The sequence below is a fragment of the Scytonema sp. UIC 10036 genome (assembly GCF_009725235.1).
The window spans coordinates 66,383-87,992 of the sequence record NZ_WJFC01000032.1 but is presented as its reverse complement, the minus strand read 5'-3'; the positions used below and the strand labels follow the sequence as shown (position 1 = coordinate 87,992).

Annotated in this window: 18 protein-coding genes; 9 read left to right on the top strand and 9 right to left on the bottom strand. The window is 41.1% G+C overall.

Translation table 11 applies throughout. The features are described from left to right. Positions 1-1,095: 1,095 nt before the first annotated feature. The 9 genes from F7734_RS17395 to F7734_RS17355 all read left to right on the top strand — a co-directional run bounded on the left by F7734_RS17395 (position 1,096) and on the right by F7734_RS17355 (position 12,609). Entirely contained in the window at positions 1,096-1,254 is a 159-nt protein-coding gene (locus F7734_RS17395; protein ID WP_155745864.1) for a hypothetical protein, read from the top strand. Positions 1,255-1,269: 15 nt separating this feature from the next. Beyond that, positions 1,270-4,497, top strand: a complete 3,228-nt coding sequence (locus tag F7734_RS17390; RefSeq protein WP_155745863.1) for a PAS domain S-box protein — start codon at positions 1,270-1,272, stop codon at positions 4,495-4,497. A gap of 4 nt (positions 4,498-4,501) precedes the next feature. Beyond that, positions 4,502-5,632, top strand: coding sequence for an ATP-binding protein (locus F7734_RS17385; RefSeq protein ID WP_155745862.1), 1,131 nt, complete (start codon positions 4,502-4,504; stop codon positions 5,630-5,632). A 348-nt stretch (positions 5,633-5,980) separates the two neighbouring features. Continuing rightward, positions 5,981-6,409, top strand: a complete 429-nt coding sequence (locus tag F7734_RS17380) for a tetratricopeptide repeat protein (protein WP_155745861.1) — start codon at positions 5,981-5,983, stop codon at positions 6,407-6,409. A gap of 116 nt (positions 6,410-6,525) precedes the next feature. Next, complete coding sequence (locus tag F7734_RS17375; protein ID WP_155745860.1) at positions 6,526-6,885, top strand: hypothetical protein; 360 nt, start codon at positions 6,526-6,528, stop codon at positions 6,883-6,885. Between the two features lie 225 nt (positions 6,886-7,110). Beyond that, positions 7,111-7,362, top strand: a complete 252-nt coding sequence (locus F7734_RS17370; RefSeq protein ID WP_243146933.1) for a hypothetical protein — start codon at positions 7,111-7,113, stop codon at positions 7,360-7,362. A gap of 191 nt (positions 7,363-7,553) precedes the next feature. Further along, the gene (locus F7734_RS17365) at positions 7,554-8,141 is read left to right on the top strand and encodes a DUF4058 family protein (protein WP_243146932.1); all 588 of its coding nucleotides are present in this window, start codon (positions 7,554-7,556) and stop codon (positions 8,139-8,141) included. A 624-nt stretch (positions 8,142-8,765) separates the two neighbouring features. Next, positions 8,766-10,865 (top strand): polysaccharide biosynthesis tyrosine autokinase, encoded by a 2,100-nt coding sequence (locus tag F7734_RS17360; protein WP_155745859.1) that lies wholly within the window; start codon positions 8,766-8,768, stop codon positions 10,863-10,865. A gap of 655 nt (positions 10,866-11,520) precedes the next feature. Next, complete coding sequence (locus F7734_RS17355; protein ID WP_166481965.1) at positions 11,521-12,609, top strand: glycosyltransferase family 4 protein; 1,089 nt, start codon at positions 11,521-11,523, stop codon at positions 12,607-12,609. 38 nt (positions 12,610-12,647) lie between these two features. Here the strand turns inward: F7734_RS17355 and F7734_RS17350 are convergent, their stop codons facing one another. The 9 genes from F7734_RS17350 to F7734_RS17310 form a co-directional block, all read right to left on the bottom strand. Beyond that, positions 12,648-13,232 carry a WcaF family extracellular polysaccharide biosynthesis acetyltransferase gene (locus tag F7734_RS17350; RefSeq protein ID WP_155745858.1) on the bottom strand — a complete coding sequence of 195 codons (585 nt, stop codon included), beginning with the start codon at positions 13,230-13,232 and terminating at the stop codon, positions 12,648-12,650. Beyond that, the gene (locus F7734_RS17345; protein ID WP_243146931.1) at positions 13,219-13,770 is read right to left on the bottom strand and encodes a YdcF family protein; all 552 of its coding nucleotides are present in this window, start codon (positions 13,768-13,770) and stop codon (positions 13,219-13,221) included. The genes F7734_RS17350 and F7734_RS17345 overlap by 14 nt, the downstream gene beginning before the upstream one ends. A gap of 64 nt (positions 13,771-13,834) precedes the next feature. Next, on the bottom strand, positions 13,835-14,719 hold the full coding sequence (locus tag F7734_RS17340; RefSeq protein WP_155745856.1) for an FkbM family methyltransferase: 885 nt from the start codon (positions 14,717-14,719) through the stop codon (positions 13,835-13,837). Positions 14,720-14,734: 15 nt separating this feature from the next. Then, positions 14,735-15,511 carry a glycosyltransferase family 2 protein gene (locus F7734_RS17335; protein ID WP_155745855.1) on the bottom strand — a complete coding sequence of 259 codons (777 nt, stop codon included), beginning with the start codon at positions 15,509-15,511 and terminating at the stop codon, positions 14,735-14,737. A 24-nt stretch (positions 15,512-15,535) separates the two neighbouring features. After that, positions 15,536-16,183 carry a class I SAM-dependent methyltransferase gene (locus F7734_RS17330; protein WP_155745854.1) on the bottom strand — a complete coding sequence of 216 codons (648 nt, stop codon included), beginning with the start codon at positions 16,181-16,183 and terminating at the stop codon, positions 15,536-15,538. 14 nt (positions 16,184-16,197) lie between these two features. Then, positions 16,198-17,391, bottom strand: coding sequence for a glycosyltransferase (locus F7734_RS17325; RefSeq protein WP_155745853.1), 1,194 nt, complete (start codon positions 17,389-17,391; stop codon positions 16,198-16,200). Beyond that, a complete protein-coding gene (gene asnB, locus F7734_RS17320) occupies positions 17,388-19,235 on the bottom strand; it encodes an asparagine synthase (glutamine-hydrolyzing) (protein ID WP_155745852.1) in 1,848 nt (615 codons plus the stop codon). The genes F7734_RS17325 and asnB overlap by 4 nt, the downstream gene beginning before the upstream one ends. 6 nt (positions 19,236-19,241) lie before the next feature. Beyond that, the gene (locus F7734_RS17315) at positions 19,242-20,408 is read right to left on the bottom strand and encodes a glycosyltransferase (protein WP_155745851.1); all 1,167 of its coding nucleotides are present in this window, start codon (positions 20,406-20,408) and stop codon (positions 19,242-19,244) included. Positions 20,409-20,428: 20 nt separating this feature from the next. Further along, positions 20,429-21,598, bottom strand: a complete 1,170-nt coding sequence (locus F7734_RS17310; protein WP_155745850.1) for a glycosyltransferase family 4 protein — start codon at positions 21,596-21,598, stop codon at positions 20,429-20,431. Between the last annotated feature and the right edge of the window lie 12 nt (positions 21,599-21,610).

Below are 21,610 nucleotides of genomic sequence, written 5' to 3'. Positions count from 1 at the left end.
CCCCAGAGGAGACCCCTACCCGAATGGCACTAAGAAGTGCGACGCGGAGACCAGGGGACGCGGGGACGCGGAGAGATGAGGAAGAATGCAAAAACCGGAAAACCCACTCCCCATCTTAAAATCCCCCAATCATCTCTCACCCCCACTGAATGGGGGTCTCTGGTTCCTCGTTTGCTTTAATGATAAGTTTTTAATCTAACATTATATTATAAGTTGACTGAATATAAAAATCAATCTCCTATTTACGAGAGTTTACTATGTTACGCAGTAATATAAAATACTAAAAATGGGTTAGTATTTTCTACAACATCCATCTATGTGATATGTTTGTAGCTAATACAAATTTGAAACCAAATCCTATTGACTTAGCATTCAGTACTCTTTTGTTTGTCCCAACATCTGTTGATTGTTGCTTTGAGTTCTTTTAAAAGTATTGGAATAGTTTAGGCATATCTGCTTAAACAATATAATCGGGGTTTCAGGAATTCGCCAACAAAGTCATAATTTTTGCGAACTGGCTTTTTTCTCAAACAAAAGCGATGTTTTGGAATAACTTGACGAATGTGTTAAGTCAGTCATACCGTTTTCAGATGAAGATGCATAGAAAAAACTCCACCATCTGTGACATCTCTCTTTACCCCCCTTAATCCCCCCTTATAAAGGGGGGAAACAGGAAATTTATTTTCCTCCCCTTTATAAGGGGAGGTTAGGAGGGGTAAAAATAATGTGCAGCTTCATATTAAATTGGTATCAGCATAATTAAAGTTAACTAGTGAGGATCGTCATTAGTCATTAGTCATTCGTCATTGGTAAGGATTTTAGGTCTGTTTACATTTTGTAATGTAGTTCGGTTTATTTGTACCTAGCTACTTAGTCCAAACTAACTAATTTTCAGTCTATATGTTACCCGCATAAATACTGAATTGGATTGAAAATCCAATTCAGTATTATTACTCTTTGTAAACAAGCAAAATGAAGACTAAATTATGATAAGAATACTTATAAAGTACTCGTAAATTCTATTATTAAAGAGATTAAAAATCAAACATAATTTATTTTCAATGATATTTTTTTTGAGGGTAACCGTCAATTGATATGGATGAAGATATTAAAGCATTTTTAATAGATAATTACGAAAATCTTGACCAGATTGAGCGCGACCTCGTTGCGTTGGAGCAATACCTCAAGTCTGCGAGCGAACTGGCAGCGTTAGCGTTAAAGTTACAAGCACTGGTCACCCAGTTTAAGTATTAAGTTGTGCGGTAAACTATGCAAAACCTAGAAATAGCAGCAGAAAAATTTAGCGTTCTCGAGCGGGTGCCGATCGGCATTTGTGTGCTGCGCGAAGATTTTGTCGTGCTGTTTTGGAATCGTTGTATGGAAGATTGGACGCACCTCCCCAGTAGCGAGATTGTAGGCACTCATCTCTGTGACTATTTCCCACACCTCAGCCAGGTGGAGTATGCCAGCCGACTCCAGCAAATTTTTGCTGGCGGACCTCCCACCATTTTTTCTTCTCAACTGCACAAGCACTTGATTCCCGCACCCCTACCGAACGGACAGTTGCGGATTCAGCATACTACAGTAACTGCTATACCTGCTAGTGATGAGCCAGCAGGCTTTTACGCTATATTATCCATTCAGGATGTCACCGAATTGACTCAAAGGGTTCAGGATTACCGAACCATGAGAGACCAAGCACTGGCAGAGGTGAAAGAACGCCTGCGAGTAGAAGAGGAATTAGCCCAGTACCGGAATCACTTGGAAGAGTTAGTGGAAGAACGCACTGCAGCACTCTTTAAGGCAAACGAACAATTACGGCTTTTGGAGTCGGTTGTTGTCAACGCCAACGACACCATTGTGGTGACAGAGGCTGAACTCATTAGTTCTCCAAGTCCCCGCATCCTTTATGTAAATGAAGCGTTTACCCATCAGACGGGGTATACCCCCGAAGAGGTTCTTGGCAAGTCACCACGTATCCTTCAAGGTCCAAAGACTGACCGCGCTCAACTCGATAAGATTCGCGCCGCGCTATTAAACTGGGAGCCAATACGAACTGAGTTGATTAACTACCGCAAGGATGGTTCGGAGTTTTGGGTGGAACTCAATATTGTGCCAATTGCAAATGAATGTGGTTGGTACACTCACTGGGTTTCATTACAACGTGATATTACGGAGCGCAAGGCAGCTGAACAGGCACTGCGTGAGAGCGAGCGACGATTTCATGCAGTTTTCAATAATACATTTCAGTTGAGCGGACTACTTAGACCTGACGGCACGTTTGTGGTAGCAAACCGTGCCGCGTTGGATTTTTTTGGTCTCACTCAGGAAGAAATTGTAGGGCTGCCATTTTGGGAAGTGCCGTGTTGGGCTTTTTTCCAAGAAATCCAAGAAACAGTGAAAGCGGCGATCGCCGAAGCTGCTCTAGGTAAGTTTATCCGTCATGAATTTACTTTACCAAATGCTTGGGGCAATTTAACAACATTTGACTTTTCACTCAAGCCGATTTTTGATGAAACCGGGGCAGTCATTCTGCTAATTCCTGAAGCTCGAGATATTAGCAAGCGCAAGCAGGAAGAGCAAGCATTGCAAAGTCTGGTGTCAGGAACAGCCTCTGTCACGGGAGAAGATTTCTTCCCCGTGCTGGTACAGCATTTGGTGCTAGCGCTTGGTGTCCGTCATGCCGTGGTCGCACAAAAGAGAGGTAGCCAACTCCAGACCCTTGCTTTTTGGTCTAATGACCAATTGCTACCAAACACAACATTTGAAATAATTGGCAATCCTTGCCAGCGTACTCTAGAACAGGGGATATACTGCTGTGCGGCTGGTATACAACAACTGTTTCCAGAAAACCACCTTTTAAAGACTTTTAATATTGAAAGTTACTTGGGAGTTAGCCTTATTGATTCATCTGGTCAAGTCATTGGTAGCCTTTTCATTCTAGACCACATAAAGCTGACTAATGAGCCGCAAAGTGAAGCAATTCTCCGGATCTTTGCAGCACGAGCAGCAGCAGAATTAGAACGGCAGCAAGCAATTAAAGCATTACAACAATTTGCCGCTGAGCTAGAAATGCGTGTTGAGGAGCGGACAGCAGAATTAAAACAGCTTAACCAGCAATTGCGAAAGCAGTTAGCTGCTATTGAGGCGGCTGGAGATGGCATTGCGATTGTCAATCCCAATGGAGAATTCAGCTACCTGAACAATGCTCATGTGACAATGTTTGGATATGAGAGCGCTATCGAACTCGTTGGTCGGCATTGGAAAGTACTGTACGAGCTAGAGGAAATGAGTAGGCTAGAGCAAGTTATTTTTCCCATTTTGCTACAAACTGGTCAGTGGCACGGAGAAGCTATTGCCAAAAAACGCGATGGTACTACATTTTTTGAAGAACTGTCCTTAACTTCGATAGAAGGTGGAGGGCTGATTTGCGTTTGTCGTGATATTACAAAGCGCAAGCAGGATCTGGAAGCACTGAGAGACAGCGAAGAACGTTTCCGTCAGTTTGCAGATAATATCATTCAAGTCTTTTGGATGACAGACTCTGGAAAAAGTCAAAACCTCTACTTAAGTTTAGCTTACGAGCGTATTTGGGGACGCAGCCGCGAAAGTATTTACGCTCAACCATTATCCTATCTCGATGCTGTTCATCCAGAAGACCGCGATCGCATCATGACCAATCTTAAAACAGCACCTTTAGGAGAGTTTGACCATGAATACCGGATAGTGCGCCCTGATGGTGAAGAGCGTTGGATACGCGATCGCGCTTTTCCCATACGTAACGAGCATGGGGAGGTTTACCGAATTGCTGGGATTGCAGAGGATATCACTCAACGCCGACAAGCAGACGAGCGGCTCAAAGCTTCATTGGAAGAGAAAGAGGTGCTGCTCAGAGAGATTCACCATAGAGTGAAGAACAACTTGCAAGTAATTTCCAGTTTACTCCAGTTGCAATCGCGCTATACAAAAGATCCGCAAACTTTAAGCATACTGAAGGAAAGCCAAAACAGAGTCAAATCAATGGCTCTCATTCACGAAAAACTGTATCAATCCGAAGATTTATCTCGAATTGATTTTAATGACTACATCCACAATTTAGCTAAGAATTTACTTTATTCTTACAGTATTGATTTTAATACAGTTAAACTCAACATTGATGTAGAGCAGGTTACGCTCAATTTGGAAACAGCTATTCCTTGTGGATTATTTATTAATGAATTGGTTTCTAATGCTTTAAAACACGCTTTTCCTCAAGGACGGCAAGGACAAATTTGCATCAAATTTCATCAAACCGATGACGACCAGTTTTTACTCGTTGTAAATGATAACGGCATTGGATTACCAGAACATATAAACTTGACCAACAATCAAACATTAGGATTGCGTCTCGTTAACACTTGGGCTAACCAGCTACAAGGTTCTCTTGAATTGGATAGGAGCCATGGTACTACCTTTAAATTAAAGTTTTTAGAATTACATTATACACCAAGAATTTAATTATATGACTGCTAAAAAGATACTGATAGTTGAAGATGAATTGGTCATTGCTGAGGACACAGCAGATACCTTAAGAAACTTAGGATATATCGTTGTTGGTATTGTTGCCGTAGGAGAAAAAGTTGTTGAAACTGTTAGCAAAACTCAGCCCGATTTAGTGCTGATGGATATTATGTTACAAGGAAAAATTGACGGAGTAGAAGCGGCTCAACAAGTCCGGGAAAAGTTTCACATTCCAGTTGTTTTCGTAACGGCTTATGCCGATCAAAAAACATTGGAACGTACTAAAGTAACAGAACCATTTGGTTATTTGGTCAAACCATTTGAAGCAAAAGAATTACATACAACTATTGAAATTGCTCTCAATCGGTATCAGGTAGAAGAAAAAATTCGTGCCGATTTAGCAAAAGCAGCGGAATTAAAACAACAAGCCCAAGAGGAGAGCGATCGCCAATGTCAATATGTTTCAATGGTGTCCCATGAATTTCGCAATCCCCTCAGCATTATCTTAATGTCTTCTGAATTACTGCGGCATTACAATGCCAAGTTGAGTGAAGAGAAAAAGCTTCAACAAATTGACAACATTAAAACTGCCGTTGGCATGATGACTCAGTTGTTAGAAGATGTTTTGACAATTGGCTCTGCTGAGTCAGGCTCGCTCACTTGTAATCCTGCACCGCTCTATATAGTTGAATACAGTCACCAACTCGTAGAAAATCTGCAATCGACTGATAAAGGTAATCACATAGTTTCTTTTATGAGTCAAGATGAGCGTGTCTGTGTGATGATGGATGAAAAACTAACATATCACATCCTCACCAATTTAATCTCAAATGCCATTAAGTACTCTCCAGAAGGCGGTACTGTTCGTGTAGAACTCGTGCTTGCAGATTCACAAGTTATTTTCCGCATTCAAGATGAAGGGATCGGTATTCCAGCTGCCTGTCAAGAAAATTTGTTTACCGCTTTCCATCGCGCTAAAAACGTCGGGAAAATTCCCGGTACTGGGCTAGGGCTAGCGATTGTTAAGAAATGTGTAGACTTACAAGGTGGTCAAATTACAGTAGAGAGTGAAGTTGGCAAAGGAACTACATTTACCGTCAAAATTCCGTTAACAGTGACCAGTGACCAGTGACCAGCCATCCTCCCACCCAGCCACCCTCGTTCCCAGGCTCTGTCTGGGAACGGGAGGCAGTCCAGACGATACTCCCCCATGCCCCCTCATCCCCCCATTCCTATGTGCCATTTTAGTATGCCCCATACTAGTACTGACTGTGTGAACAGGACTATTTAGTGGTAAGTACGCAAATATGTCTCTCAGTCACTTAGAGAATATCCGCTATGAGTCATAAGCAGATATCATGAAAAGATCCAAGGAAGAAATTCGGTGCTTTTGGCGTTTATTTATTACATAAAAAAAGCAAACATTATCTTATAAGAAATCGCCAGACAATCTAAGCTAAAAGACGGAATTATCAAAAAGATGACTAATCTCAATCTGACTGCTGAAATATTTGTTGCACATGATTGTGTTGATGAAGCAGATGCATGGTACAAGCGGGGTGATGTGTATGCAAATCTTGGTTGGTACAAGCAAGCGCTTGCTAGCTTCGATCGGGCTCTCACTTTAAGACCAGATTGTTGCAAAAGCTTAGTTTCTAGAGGTGCAGTTCTAGTTATGCTTGGTCGTTACCCGGAAGCTTTGGTCAGCTGCGACAAAGCACTAGAATTTCAACCTAATGATGAAGAGACTTGGGTTATTCGGGCTGCTGCTCTCCACGGGCTTGGTCGTTACAAAGAGTGCTATCGTTGTTGCGATCGCGCTTTAGGAATTGAGAGGAAATCTTTATGGCAAAAACTAGTTGATTTAACAACTAGGTGTTGTGCAAAGCTTAAAATCCCATCATTCTAATGTTTTTGTGGAATTTTTTACAAAGTATTTGCCAATCTAGGAGTTGACTGAAAAGTAACTAGAAATTTGGATTAAATATCAGGGAGCATTATATTTTTTTTGAATAAAAATAAACAATGGCTACACTCTACATTCCATCTCATTTTTTGAATCCTAAGCTTTACCCCTATGTTTACGTAGTAGAGTATAATGGAATATTCACCATTGGGCGAACAACCAACTTAAATGATGCACTGACCGGGCATAAGTTTGTCAGAGCTTGGAAAACGCTTTATCCTACTGAGCTTGAGTACTCGCTGAGGGCGTTCGTCTCTCAAGTTTGCACAGAGGAAGGGCTATTTCTTTCCAAAGAAAAATTTGATAAATTCACTAAACAATTTTGCATACCTTTAGTTAAACAAAAGATGGGATGGAAATTATCTAAATTCGATACTAAATATTTAAACGAACTAGAAGTTTTGCTCAATGGGCTTTAACATAGATAAAAATATACATTTTGACTCATACCAATTTAATATGAAGCAGCACATTATTTTGACCCCTCCCAACCTCCCCTGATTCATCTACGGTGTACACACAACTTGGCCCAGAGCGAGTTTCCAGCCAAAAAAGGTAGATTCAAACTGATAAGTACTTAAACAAAAATATGAAGTAATGTAAATAAGTACTTGTGACTTCATGTTAACGGTGCTGTGTTGGGAATGCAGCAGTCTGCTGACCGGATTGAGCATCAGGTCGGATTAATGTCCGAGCATCTTACTGCGATCGATATTAAAATCGAGAGGTTGGGTGACAAGATTGATCGACTGGCTGACCGTATTAGCGAACTCACTAACGCCGTGAATGGTCATTTAGAAGTCGCTAAGCAGCAAGCACTTAATATTGGCGAACTTACCAAACTTGTTGTCGCTCAAACCAATATGGTTGCGACGTTTATGAGTAGAAGTAGTTGAGAGTACAGTAACTTTTCTATAATAGAAGAGTAGAAACTCCCGAACGTAAGCCTGTTTTATGCCGTCTCCTTTTCCGGGAATGAATCCTTATCTTGAAAATCCCGAATTATGGCCAGAAGTACATCACCGATTGATTAGTGCGAGCCTCCTAAAGGAGGAGCTTCGCTAACGCTAATGCAATTGAGTCAAACTTGAGCCAAGACTACCGGGTGGCAATTGAAAAGCGGATTTATACCAGCGCACCGGAAGATGCGGTATTGGTTGGAATTCCAGATGCATCAGTGGTATCTCAGTCTAGTCGTCGTCAATCTGCTACCACACTCACAACCCCTGAATCGGATTCATATGTTACTGTCATGCTACCAATTCCTGAAGAAATTCGAGAAAGTTATCTAGAAATTCGGGATATTGCAACAGGAGCAGTGATTACAGCGATTGAAGTTTTATCTCCAACCAACAAACGTCCAGGTAAAGGACGAGAGACTTATGAAAAAAAACGCAATGCCGTTTTAGAAAGCGCAACCCATTTGGTGGAGATAGATTTATTACGGGAAGGAACGCCAATGGCAATGGTGGGTAACTTTCCTCAGTCACACTACCGAATTTTAGTCAGTCGCGCTCCACAACGTCCGCAAGCGCAACTATATGCGTTTAATCTTCAGCAAACGATTCCTACGTTCCCACTCCCGTTAAAGCCAAAAGATGCAGAACTGTCGGTCGATTTGCAAAGCCTGCTCTTGCAAATTTACAACCAGGCACGTTACGATTTAGCGATTTAGCATTAAAGTACTCTCAATAACATTAAGAAAGCATACGCATTAAGCATTTGTTTGGTAAGAAACGATCTCAATACTACTCGGGTTTTGGACTGTTAGCCCAATTTAAAAATGTAGAGACTGGCATGGCTATTCTCTACAGAGATTACAATCAGGCAAGATAGTCTCAGCCCTTGCAGTATTGGAAACGATCTCCGTAAGATGATACACAAAGCCAAGAGTTTTACTTAGGTATAAATATGTTGTTAACAACCGCTACAATAGCTTATCAAGCTAGATAGTTAAATATAGTTATCCTGGTATCTCAGTGAATGTAGCTACTTGAAAAATATCTTTTCCTATGCTCGTCTTGCCAATTGTCAACTGTAATTACTCTGAAAAAGCTTCAAAATCTTAGTGAGGTTGCCAATTATTTTCCGTAATTCTGCCATTAGCATTTACAGTCAGGGCTTCTATACTTTAGAGAGTTTTATTGACTATAACTAATGTAATATTATCAAACAGACCACAAGCCCAAACATGAATTGAATAGGTTTTTTCAGCACATGGGCGTTAGTCTGGTGAGGGTGTATTTTGCTATCTAAAAAATTACGTTAAGTAAAACCCGCTTTCCCTATAACAACAATCATGGAAGATTATCTACAAATTTGGTTTATTCTCAGACGGCGATGGTTACCAGCTTCTATCGTCTTTTTGGCTGTATTCCTGTTAAGTGCCGTGAGAACGATGCAGGATACACCTATATATCAAGCAAGCGGTCAACTTTTGTTTAAAAAGAATACGACCTCTTCTTTGACGGGAGTTGGCAGCCAACTGGGGCAGCTAGAAACTTCAGTACGGGGTAATCCTTTAGATAACGAGGCAGCAATTTTGCGTTCTTTGCCTTTAGCAGAGAGAGCCATAGCTGCTTTAAGGCTATCTCAACATCCTCAAGCATTGTTACAAGAATTGCAAGTGTTTAATGTAAAGGGAACTGATATCCTGGAGTTATCTTATACGAGTACAGAGTCTAAAAAGGCTGCATCAATTGTCAATACCTTAATGAGGATTTACATAGAAAATGATATAAGTGCAAACCGTGCTGAAACTCGGTCAGCAAGAGATTTTATTGCACAGCAATTACCTATAAGAAAAGCAGCATTACAAGCCGCAGAAGAAACACTTCAAAAATTCAAACAGCGAAATAGAGTTTTAGACTTAAAAGCAGAAGCAGCTTCGAGCGTGGCAATTCTTAGCGATCTTGACAGACAAGTTGCTGCGACTCGGTCTGAATTTGCGTCTCAAACTGCCCGCAAACAATCAATCCAGAGTATGTTTGGCGTTAGTTCCCAAGAAGCTGTTATTGCAGGTTTTGTTGGTGAGTCTCCTACAACTATTTCTGTTCTCGGACAGTTACAAGAAGCTCAACAAAAGCTTGAAGTTTCAAGACTTCGCTTAACAGACGCTCACCCAACAGTGATTAACTTAAGAGAACAAGTTAATATTCTTAATAAAGAACTTAAAAGGCGAATACAACAAAGTTTTATCGGTAAAGCTGGGCGCTTTAACCAAATCAAAGATCCAGAAAAAATTGTCCAGCTTAGAACTTTAGGTCTGCAACAAGGACTCCTTCAGACTTTTGCAGGTGCTGAAGCAGAACGTCTGAGTCTACAGGTTAGGCTTAAAGCCTTAGATAGAGTCATTGACTCCTACAGACAACGGGCTAATACCTTACCTCAGCTAGAACTTCAACAGCGTCAGATCGAACGTGAAATAGCTGCTACTGAAACAAGTTATAAAAATCTGTTGGATAGATATCAGGAACTTCAAGTAGCTGAAAACCAACAGGTAGGTAATGCTCGGATTATTACACCTGCTTTAGTTCCAGGACAGCCAATTAAAAGCCGTCAGTACATGAACTTGCTGCAAGGTTTAATGGGTGGAATTCTCTTAGCTAGCGCTGCTGCTTGGTTGTTGGAAAAAATTGACGGTACGGTTAAAACCTCTAAATCGGCTAGAGACTTGTTAAGTTCTTACCCTGTACTAGCGATCGTTCCTCCTTTTCCCCATCGCAATCTGATTCACTCTGTTCCAGAAGTCATTGTAAGAAATAATCCAGATTCTCCTGTCAGTGAAGCATTTCAAATGCTGCAAACTAATCTGAGATTTTTTAATTCAGATAGACCAATCAAAGTTACAGTAGTCACAAGTTCCGTACCTAAAGAAGGCAAGTCCACTGTCGCTGTTAATTTAGCTGTTGCCATGTCTCAGTTAGGGCGTAGAGTGTTGCTGATAGATGGAGATTTACGTCATCCCAGCCAGCATAAAATCTGGGAAATTCCAAATGAGCGTGGTTTAAGCAGTGTTCTCACGAGTGAGTCTTATTTGGAAGAGTCTGTGGTTGAAGTTCAGCCGAATTTGCAAGTTCTGATTGCGGGTGTTGCTACTCGCAATCCGGTTGCTCTACTTGATTCCAGCCAAATGGCTGTATTGGTGGCGCAGGTTGCACAAACTTATGACTTTGTGATTATCGATACTCCTCCATTAACTGTAGCGGCTGATGCGACTATTCTAGGTAAGATTTCTAACGGTGTCTTATTTGTTGTTCGACCAGGGGTAGCGGATTCAGGGAATATTGAGCTATCTAAAGATTTACTGGAAAAAGCAGGTCAGCACGTTTTGGGTGTGGCGATTAACGCGGCACAGAGTAAGACTACTACCTACGGTGTGAGTGCTGCAAGAGTTTAGAGGACATGGGGATATGTCCCCATGTTCCCTTATCCCCCTGTTTCCAAAAAACTAAGTTTTTAACGTCACATCATGATATTTACCAAAAGCCAATAACCAACAAGCCCTAGAAAAAGCCCTAACCACAAATATGTTCTGTTCATAAGCTGATGTTTGAAAATAGATTGTTATTAGTTTGATTAATTCAACTAAATTTCCTTTAGATACGCTATTATTGTAGCAACATTAGCAATCTGTTACAGGGTTATAAGGCTTTAAATATCTTAATGAAGTTAATCGTGATATTTCTCTGCATTTTAGGAGATAGACAAGGTCGGGTATTAGAATCCAAAATGGGCTTTTCTATAACTAAAGTAATATTCTTTTAGAAAGATAAATTAAATTTCTACAGATTTTGATTGTTTTGGTAACGGTCTATAGAAGTAATAAATATAGTATTATTATTAATAAATAAAAACTTTCCACTTGGTTGGATAGAGAATGATTTCCCTACCTAGGATAGACAGATAATATCGAGATAACCCTATACAGTTTGTATATGATTCTTACTAAATTTTTTCTTTTCACTAAGCTCTCATGCAGACAGGGTAGCTTCAAATGATGCATTAGTAAGAAGGTCTGCACTTTTATAAATTAACTTTTTAGGAGGTTATTTGTGCGGATTGCTCAGGTTGCTCCATTATGGGAGAGAGTACCGCCCCCAGCTTATGGTGGCGTAGAGTTAGTAGTGGGGTTACTGACTGATGAATTAGTCCGTCGCGGACACGAAGTAACCCTTTTTGCATCGGGAGACTCTATCAGTTTGGCAAAGCTGGTGTCAGTTCATCCCCAAGCTCTTAGACTTGATAAGAGCGTGAAGGAGTATAACGTCTATGAGACGTTGCAACTCAGCCAGGTGTATGAAATGGCGGAAGAATTTGATGTTATTCACTCTCATATGGGTTATGGTGTCATACCCTATGCCAATCTGGTGAAAACACCTACTGTTCATACATTGCACGGTATTTTTACCCCTGATAATGAAAAGATGTACAAGTATGGGAGAAAGCAACCATACGTTAGTATTTCTAATGCACAGAGGGAAGCAAGATTGGGGTTGAACTATGCTGCAACGGTGTACAACGGTATAGATGTCAGCAGCTATAAGTTCTATCCTCAACCTCATGAAGAACCTTACTTAGCTTTCTTAGGTCGCATATCTCCTGAAAAGGGACCGCATCACGCCATAGAGATAGCCAAGAGAACAGGTTGGCGCTTGAAGATGGCAGGTAAAGTAGATGTCGTTGATGTAGAGTATTACGAAAAGGAAATTAAACCTCTGATCGACGGCAAGCAAATTCAGTACCTGGGTGAAGCTAACCACGAGCAAAAGAATGTATTGATGGGTGGTGCAGTCGCAACTTTGTTCCCCATCACTTGGCGAGAACCTTTTGGATTAGTGATGATTGAATCAATGGCATCTGGGACTCCAGTAATTGCTATGAAATTGGGATCGACAAAAGAGGTTATTGCCCACGGAAAGACAGGGTTCCTCTGCAACAGTGTTGAGGAATGTGTAGCGGCTGTTGACAAGGTTGCTGAATTAGACCGTGCAACTTGTCGGGAATATGTCTTTAACCGTTTTAGTTATCAAGCAATGACGGATGGTTACGAAGCAGTGTATCGTCAACTTATAGCCGATAAGTTTGCTAAAAGTGTAGGGCAATTCCGCAAGTCGGTGATTGCAAGCAACGGTAGAGTCTAGGAAGACTAGGGGAAGGGTAAGCGCAAATTTCTTATTAATCAACTTTCATTCAGCACTGCGGATAAAAATCCCTCCCCTTGTCTCCTTATCCCCCTCTTCTTAAGAGGTTGGGCTGGATTTCCTGCATATATTGTCATTGGTTCTAAAGAATGCCCGGTTACTCCACCTAATGTCAGCACTGCTCCCCGTCCTACTGTGACGCCAGGACCAATGACTGCTTTAGCTGCAATCCAACTACTTTCTTCTATATGGATTGGTGCAGGAATGAGTTTGAAATCAGGGTGGTTCCAGTCATGATTTCCAGTACATAGGTAAATGCCTTGAGATAAACATACATGACTTTCAATGGTAATCGGCGCAAGATTATCGAGCCAAGCATCTTCACCAATCCAAACATAGTCGCCTACGGTTAACCGCCAAGGAAACTTTACCCGAACTCCGGGTTTTATGCGGACTCTTTGACCGATTGTTGCACCAAATAAGCGGAGAATCCACACTTTTAAATATGACATCGGAAGCCAATGGCTTTGTACCACAGGTGCTCCGAGGAAGTACCACAGTATTTGTTTCCAAAAGGGAGCACCAGAAGTATAAGTACTTAAGGTGTAATTATTTAGATGCATATGATGAGCGAGCAAGACGAGGATTTAGACTGGCTCCAGTACGACCTGTAACAATCCAAAGGAGCGATCGCGCACTGTCACGAAGGATATGGGGAAGTGATTCTTTGGGTTCTTTAGAGGGAACGGATAAGGGGGTGAATGTAATGCCTTGACTGCCAAGAATGAGGGTAGCGATGACTTTTGCCCTTGGCATATGGAACTTAGAGGTAATTACGTAGAGGTGCTGAATATGACGTTGTTTGAAATCGGGTACAAGAGAGGTGAAGTTGGTCACAGTGTCAACAGCACGGTAATCGAGGTGAAGGCGGGAATCTGGAATATCTGCTCTTTGAAAGATGGCGTAGGCTTGATCTGGGGTTGTACCAGAAGAAACCCAGATGTCTAGATCGGGAAAGTGTTGGGCAAATTGAGCAGTAAATTGTTCTCTGTCTGCACCACCACCAAGAGTAAGAATTCCTTGTGGAAAAGGGGCTTGGTAGGAGGCGATCGCTAATCGTACAGGAATTATACTCAAGAGGATAAGGATTAGACCTAACATCGCAAAAATTGAATATTTTTTCATTTGGCGACGTAATTGTCTCACGTAGAAATTCACTAATTTACTATACTCCTTCACTTAATCTAGAACGTACAAAATCTAGAGCAGAGTTGGCGATCGCTAGAACATTGTCACGTTGCTTTTGCTTAAGTGTCATCGAAGTAATCTGGTTAGTGACAGCATTATAATTGTATAAACCATACCCATAATCTTGTAGAAGATCTACTACATTTTGCTTTTGATATCCAAAATGATTTACCGTATCATTAATCTCCACAATCCAAACATAAGGACGTTGTTGCTTTAATAAAGAAGTCGCACCTTTGAAGGCTAACATTTCAGCCCCTTCAATATCAATCTTGGCTAAGGTGAGATTAGTTAGACACTCTTCTCTCAGTAAATTATCAAGCGTATCGGTTTGAATTGTAATTGTATTATTTGTTATTGTTGAGGTGATAAATGGCATTGAATCCCCTTCAGCAAGATTGAAGGCAGTACTTCCAGGAGAGTTAGAGATAGCTATAGAGTGGGGTTTAACCTGCTTAAATTGGTTAAGTTGGATATTTTCTCTTAAGCGTGCATAGTTTTTAGGCAATGCTTCAAAGCTATAAATTAACCCAGATTTAATTTTAGATGCTGCTAGAAGAGTGTACACACCAACGTTAGCACCAACGTCAAGAAAAGAATCTTCATCTCTTAGATATCTCAGTAAAAAATTCATTTCATCGTAGTCATAGAGACCGCAATAAAGAACGGCACCAGCAGAATAACTGTCAGGATAACAACGAATTTTTACTTGAGGAATAATTTGAATATCAATAGATTTATGAAATAATCTTTTATAGAACTGCCAACCTATAAATCTAAAAATTGATTTAATTTTTTGCTGTTGACAATTAGGATGTGACCAAATATATTGAATTGTTTGCTGAGCAAATAAATTTTGCATAATATTAAGTAATTTCTAAAGATTTTGCTTTTGTCTTTTTTCCAATTCGATCAAGCGAATAGACAGTAAAATTTCTGCCAAAACTCTCTGAAATGCATAGTACCAACCATGCCATCCATCAAGAATACCTCTTTTCAGGAAAAGACAATAGAAGAGTACGATCAAGGGTGCTAGGATTTTTTGCTTGCGAATGCGATCGCCTAAGTTGAGTTCAGAAGCTGGCGTCTCTGTTAGCTTCTGAGCTTCAATCACCATATAACGGTCTTGCGCCTGTAACCAGCGACTAAGGGGTTTGCGATCGTCGTGGTATATGTAGGAAGAAAGCTGCTTGGAAGTTCCCTTGACGATAACTTGATGGGCATGACCATCATCTTTATAGACTGCTTTGTCTCGTTTGAAAAGAACTTGACGTGGTGGGAGTAAAGTACCTTGTAGAGGTTCGCCAAAGACACAATACTTAAATCTAACGGTGTAGCCATCAACTTCAGAATTTTCTGCTAGGGCTTTGATTTCAGTTATAAATTCATTAGTGAGGATGTAATCTGCGTCTAAAGAAAGTACCCACGAAGATTCAATCTCAGATAACCCGTAATTACATTGATTGGCAAAGGAGTCAAATTTTCTTTGAAAGAATTCTACTTGAGGATAAGATTTGAGAATTTCTAGAGTTTCATCGTTGCTGTAGCTGTCAATAACAACAATCCTCTCTGCCCAAGTAAGCCTTTGAAGGCTACGATTAATATTAGGTGCTTCGTTATACGTAATTAAAAGCGGTGTAATTTCTTTTAACATAGTAATTTTATGTAAGAAATGAAATTATTTTTCAGCCACAAATGCCGAACATAACATAGATTTCCAAAGATAAGGAAATCTTCCAGCAAATTGGAAACTAATATCTATACAATCCTCTGTTTCTAACAGATGAGTTAGAGATTTCACTGAGAAAAATTTTATATGACCTCCATCCCAGAGAGGAGAAAAGTGACTATCCATTTTACCTAATAAAGCAACAATAAGATTTTTCAAATAGCCATGATAGGGTGTAGTAATAATCAAATGCCCTCCTGGTTTAAGACATTTTTGGGCCAATTTGACCAATTCTCTGGGATATAATAAATGCTCAATAACCTCAACTGCAATGACAATATCAAAAGCATTTAAAAGTTCTGCCTTAGGTGAATCGTAGATGCTAGCTTGGATGAACTGACAATCTGGAAAGTTTTGACGAGCAATTGTTATGCCTGATGCAGAGTCTTCCATACCAACAACATCATAGCCGTGTTGAGCAAGAATATGACTCAAACTTCCATTGCCGCATCCTAAATCTAAAATCCTTGCTCCAGGTTTTGCTTTATCAGACAGTATTGAGAGTAGTGGAACTCTTAAGTATGAATCAGTATGTGTCAGAGCACTATCTTGGTATTGATACTCATATGCTGACTTTGATATTATTTCGGTTGCCATAAATAAAATTTTACCTATTGCACTTGAAGGACTGGTTTTGTGTTGGTAATTTCGGTGTAAATGTCGATCAACTGGCTAGCTACTTTGTCCCAGGTATAGTGTTCAAGAATCAGTTGACGAGCACGCTCGCCCATACTCTTTGCTTCTTGAGGATGTTCTAAAGCCTGTTGTAAAAGAGATACAATTGCAGGTACATCAAGTTTTGCCACATATCCTAGGTGTTGCTCTGCTACTAAGTCAGCTAAAGCAACACCAGGAGTCACAAGCACAGGAAGACCGACAGCGAGGGCTTCTAGAACAGCTATGCCAAAGTTTTCCGAATGGGACGTGAGAGCAAATAAGTCTGCTCCCTGCATCAATGTATCTTTGATCTCTCCTTCAACAAATCCGGTAATATACGTATGATTGAGAATGCCGTGGGAGATAATCAGTGATTTTACCTCCCTTTCGTATTCTGGCGAGCCACTACCTGCTATGACAAAGGTAAAGCGGTGGTTAGTGAGTTTCCCTAAAGCTGAAATTAGGTAATCTAGACCTTTTTTAGGATGCAGGCGAGACAAAAATAAGATGATCGGTTCATCTGCTGGAACATTAAGGTGCTGACGCAAACGCTGGCGAGCAGTATTGATTGTGTCCGGGATAAACAGACCGTGGGGTAAGATAAAGTTAGGTGTATTTAAATTTAACCGGGAAACTTCTTGCTGTTCTTGTTCAGAGGTGAGGTGAAGTGCTTGGCTGTGATTAAGATTAGCTTTTTCTATAAGTTTGAGATAGATTTGTTTTTTACGAGCACTCTGCTGAAGAGACCATTGGCATAATTGTCCCAAGGGGCGAACTATATAAGGAACTTGCTTTTGGCGGGCGATCGCCATTGCTGCTGTGGAAGGATAGGAAAAGATAGCATGGACGTGTAGCAGGTCATACTGGTGAATCTTTTGCCACAGCCAAGCAGTTAACTGGCTAGAGAAAGCAAACTCGCTTAGGGCGTGGTAGTTAGGGGAAAAGCGGGGAAAAAACCAGACTGGTACTCCTTGATAGTCAGTGCGTTGCTTAAGAGGCACATCTAGCAAATTGGGTCCATTATCATCTGTAGTGGCAATTTCTGCATCAATGCCACCATTTCGTAGTGCTTGAACCATTTCTATTACAGCACGGCTTGGACCACCTCGGACTGGAGCAACAGATGGAATCACATGAAGGACTTTCATTTTGTTATCCGCTCCCACCAATATTTAAGAACTGCCAGACTCCAGCGACGATACCAAGGTTTGAGAGGTATATGACTCGGAGCGTTAATATGACTGAAGTAATCACGCCATTCACTCGCCATCCATTGCTTATAGGGAAAGAAAAAGCCTCGTTTAGAACGATTGACAACCCAATCTGGTAACTCAGGGACGGCTGCAATCAATAATTTTTTTCCAAAGGCTAAACGCATACTGCTGGGAATTGGCGCAACTGCTTCAAGTAAACTGCGATCGACCAAAGGGACACGTAATTCTAGTCCCCACGTCATGCTCATGACATCGCTATCTCGCAATAACTGATTACGCATATAGCAACTCAATTCTAAAAAACTCACTTCATCTTCTAAGGTGAAGCCATCCCTCCAATCCCCTTTATTAAGAGAACCTGCGTCCCAACCCCACTTATTAAAAGAACCTACTTCCCAACCCCCCTTTTTAAGGGGGGCTAGGGGGGATCTAATATATTGATGAGCAATTGCACAAGCTTCTGTATGAGAGAAAATTCCTCGAAAACTGCAATAAGCCGCAGATAAACTGGGAGTTTGCTGTAGGAAATCACCTAGGCGCTTCATTTTTGGTGATGTACCCCAATGTGCCAATGCCATACCTGCGCTAGTAGCAACGAGAGGAATTGCTTGTAACGGCTTACCCCATGCCAGCATTTGTGGAATTTTTTTGAAGGACTGGTATCCACCAAATAGTTCGTCTCCACCTAATCCAGATAGTACAACTTTAGTACCCATTTCACGAGCAACTTTTGATACACAAAAAGTATTAAAGCCATCAATACTAGGTTGGTCAATTGCTTCTAAGAATTTAGGTAATAGCTCTTTAGCAGCTGATGCTGTCACTTTATATTCTGTATGTTTTGCACCGAACTCCTTAGCAATTTGCTTGGCAATTTCTCCTTCATTCCACTCTTGTTCTTCAAAAGCTATAGAGTAAGTAGATAACTGTTCGTTCTGGATTTTTTTTGCCAAGGCGAGAATGGTTGTTGAGTCGATACCACCACTAAGAAAAATTCCTACAGGCACATCACTAATAAAGTGGTGTTTGATTGAATCAACCAAGGCAACACGAACTGTTTCTTTTGCTTGTTGTGGAGAAATTGATGCAGAAGCAAAGTTAATTTGCCAGTATTGCTCTATTGTCACCCGATCGGGCTGCCAATAGAGCCAATGCCCTGCATTTAAACAGTAAATATCTTCTACCAGAGTGTATGGTTCTGGCACTGAACCAGTTATTAAATAGCCATATAACCCTAACTCGCTCATGTTTACGGCTGGTAAACCAGAGGCAAGAATGGCTCGAAGTTCTGAGGCAAAGACTAGAGTTGAACCAGATTGCCAGTAATACAAGGGCTTGATTCCCAAAGGATCGCGAGCTAAAAAACAAGTTTTCTCTAAATTATCCCAGATCGCAAAGGCAAACATCCCTCGTAAATGCTCCACACAGTTATGACCCATTCTTTGGTAAAGTTTAAGGATGACTTCTGTGTCTGTTTGCGAATAGAACCGCTCCCCTTGAAAGATGAGACTTTGTCGCAGTTGTTGATAGTTATAAATCTCACCGTTAAAGGTAATCCAGTATCTTCCGTCAGATGTGGACATGGGCTGATGTCCAGCTGGGCTGAGGTCGAGAATGGAGAGACGGGTATGGGCAAGAACTGCTTGTTTGTCAGTGGAAATATAAATGCCTGAATCATCAGGACCGCGATGTCGTATCGCAGTCTGCATCCGTCGAATTATTGTTTCTAAGGCATCTTGATATTGATTAAGTGTGAGAATCCCCGCTATGCCGCACATAATAAATTATCTCCCGATCGTGGGCGGAAAATGCTTGTCCACTAAGGTAGCAAGAGTTTGTTGGAAACGCTCAAATCCAAAGTGTTCAATCACCTTCTGGCGCAAAGCTTCCGGCTGGTATATTAAAGTATTTGGATAGGCACCCTGTAAAATTTGAATCAGCGTCAGAGCGATCGCTTCGACATCATCAGGATTAATTAATGCACCTAACTCACCATGACAAAGAGCATCAGTTGCCCCATCTTGGTTGCCCGCTAATACGGGTTTGCCACAAGCTAATGCTTCTAAGTAGACGATGCCAAACCCTTCCTTTTTACTGGGCATGGCAAAAACATCGCAGAGATTATAATAATCACATAACTGCTCATCTGCTACAAACCCAGCTAAAGTGACACAATCTTGTAAATCGAGTTGTGTAATGAGCTGCTCTATTCTCGGTCTATCATCTCCCTTGCCAACAATGATATAGTGAACATCAGGAATAGTATGACGAATTTGAGGAAGGGCTTTTAGAACTTGGTCGTATCCCTTGTACCGCTCAACCTCTGCCAGTCGTGCAACAGTCAATATAACTGGTTGTTCCGGTTTAAGTTTATGTTGCGCTAATAAATAGGCGGGTTTCGGTGCAGGTTGGAAGTGACTAGAATCAAATGTATTGGGTAAGAGACAGACTTTGTTGGGTTTCAGGTTTTGTTCTGCCAGTAGGCGATCGCGAGTGTAGTTACTGACAGCTAGAATGCGGTCTGCATGATGTAGAGCAGTTTTTATAGCGGAGTTTTTAATATTCCAAGCTTCTATTCCGTGGGCGACTGTCCAGTAAGGTATGCCAGTTAGACGTTTAAGCCAATAAGCAGCAACGGTAAAATTTAAGTGTGTTGCAATGACCAGGTTGGGGCGTTGTTGAAAACCTCCATTGATAATTTGAGCCGCAAACAGAGCTGTGCGGAATTGTACTGACCATGCTCCAGCAAAGTGAAACCGAGTCTGAGGTAACCAGGAAATGTCAGGTTTAGTTTGGACATCGTGCTTCAGGAAAACATCATACTGACTTTGAGGGTAAAGATTTTGCAGAGCGTGTAAGAAAAAACTTGTATATACTTGAATACCTCCCTTGTACCCAAACAAGTTGGGAAACCAAAGATGAAACAGGGTAGAATCAGTATAGGTTGGCATTTTATAAGAGGTTAATTTCTTTAAATGATGTACTTTAGGGCTTGATGTAGACCTTGAGTTGTTTGAGTATAACTGTACTGAGATATGATGTAGCGGCTGTTCTCTCCCCATTGCTGCAAACGTTGTCGGTCAGAAAATGCCTCTCGTAAACTATAGGCTAGAGCTGGGATATCACCAGCAGGAAAAATCAGACCATTGCGATATGGATAAACAAGGTCTTGAGAACATCCTACATGAGTACTAGTTACGATCGGGCGAGCTAGGCACATAGCTTCATTGATAGCCAAGCCCCAAGTTTCGCCGATACCATAGCTAGGTAGCACTACTAGGTTTGCAACCGCATAAGTGCGCGGCATCAAAGTTTGGTTTTGAAAGGGAGCAAAGTAGATATTTCTATGCTCTGCTGCTTCCAATTTTAGATTTTGTTCTAAAAATCCAGACCCGACAAATAACAGTGACACCTGAGAAAGTTGTGCTTGTAAAAAAGCTCGGAGTAAATCTAGAGGTCGTTTTTTCTCTTCAAACTTACCAGCAAATAAAACCACTGCATCGCCTTCAGGAATACCCAATTCCTTTTTCCAAGCAACAGCTTGCTGAGTAGCAATTTCGGCTTGGGCAAAGAAGCGATCGTTATCTACAGCATGGGGAGAGAAAAATAGATGGTTAGCAGGAACGCCATGATATTGGAAGTAACTATAGTTTGCTTTACCGACATATAAGCAGGCAGCAAAACGCCGATAGATGAGGGAAATAAATTGTCGTCGCGCCCATGCTTTCAACCCAGAAACTGGTAACAACCGATGGGAATCTCCGCGAAATAACAAGGGAGCGTGACGAGTATTCCAATTTAAAAGATATTGATAAATGCTAGCATAGTTATAGCTCATTAGTAGCACTGCATCAGGATTATATACCCTGACTTGCGCTCCTAAGGAAGGATTTTGTAAACCCCAAAAATGATGGGTACCTGGATTAGAGCTGACATTAGGAACAAATTCGCAATCGTACCCTGTTAGTAGCGGAATATCCCACTGTAAAGATTTTTGAAACCCTGCATCAACCTGGTGTGTAACACCAAAATCCCAAAGATAAAACACCTTAATGGCAAAATCTGCATGACAAGCTAGATGGCGAAACCAAGGTGCGTAATACTGAATGGGATGGGAGGTAATAATAGCCAGTTTTTTCATAGCAATAATTAA

Excerpts from the sequence above, each read along its gene's own strand:
- asnB (WP_155745852.1), bottom strand. The coding sequence starts at position 19,235 with ATGTGCGGCATAGCGGGGATTCTCACACTTAATCAATATCAAGATGCC.
- F7734_RS17395 (WP_155745864.1), top strand. The coding sequence starts at position 1,096 with ATGGATGAAGATATTAAAGCATTTTTAATAGATAATTACGAAAATCTT.
- F7734_RS17375 (WP_155745860.1), top strand. The coding sequence starts at position 6,526 with ATGGCTACACTCTACATTCCATCTCATTTTTTGAATCCTAAGCTTTAC.
- F7734_RS17350 (WP_155745858.1), bottom strand. The coding sequence starts at position 13,232 with ATGCATCTAAATAATTACACCTTAAGTACTTATACTTCTGGTGCTCCC.
- F7734_RS17335 (WP_155745855.1), bottom strand. The coding sequence starts at position 15,511 with ATGTTAAAAGAAATTACACCGCTTTTAATTACGTATAACGAAGCACCT.
- F7734_RS17325 (WP_155745853.1), bottom strand. The coding sequence starts at position 17,391 with ATGAAAGTCCTTCATGTGATTCCATCTGTTGCTCCAGTCCGAGGTGGT.
- F7734_RS17380 (WP_155745861.1), top strand. The coding sequence starts at position 5,981 with ATGACTAATCTCAATCTGACTGCTGAAATATTTGTTGCACATGATTGT.
- F7734_RS17370 (WP_243146933.1), top strand. The coding sequence starts at position 7,111 with ATGCAGCAGTCTGCTGACCGGATTGAGCATCAGGTCGGATTAATGTCC.
- F7734_RS17340 (WP_155745856.1), bottom strand. The coding sequence starts at position 14,719 with ATGCAAAATTTATTTGCTCAGCAAACAATTCAATATATTTGGTCACAT.
- F7734_RS17385 (WP_155745862.1), top strand. The coding sequence starts at position 4,502 with ATGACTGCTAAAAAGATACTGATAGTTGAAGATGAATTGGTCATTGCT.
- F7734_RS17330 (WP_155745854.1), bottom strand. The coding sequence starts at position 16,183 with ATGGCAACCGAAATAATATCAAAGTCAGCATATGAGTATCAATACCAA.
- F7734_RS17310 (WP_155745850.1), bottom strand. The coding sequence starts at position 21,598 with ATGAAAAAACTGGCTATTATTACCTCCCATCCCATTCAGTATTACGCA.
- F7734_RS17345 (WP_243146931.1), bottom strand. The coding sequence starts at position 13,770 with ATGTTAGGTCTAATCCTTATCCTCTTGAGTATAATTCCTGTACGATTA.
- F7734_RS17360 (WP_155745859.1), top strand. The coding sequence starts at position 8,766 with ATGGAAGATTATCTACAAATTTGGTTTATTCTCAGACGGCGATGGTTA.
- F7734_RS17315 (WP_155745851.1), bottom strand. The coding sequence starts at position 20,408 with ATGCCAACCTATACTGATTCTACCCTGTTTCATCTTTGGTTTCCCAAC.
- F7734_RS17390 (WP_155745863.1), top strand. The coding sequence starts at position 1,270 with ATGCAAAACCTAGAAATAGCAGCAGAAAAATTTAGCGTTCTCGAGCGG.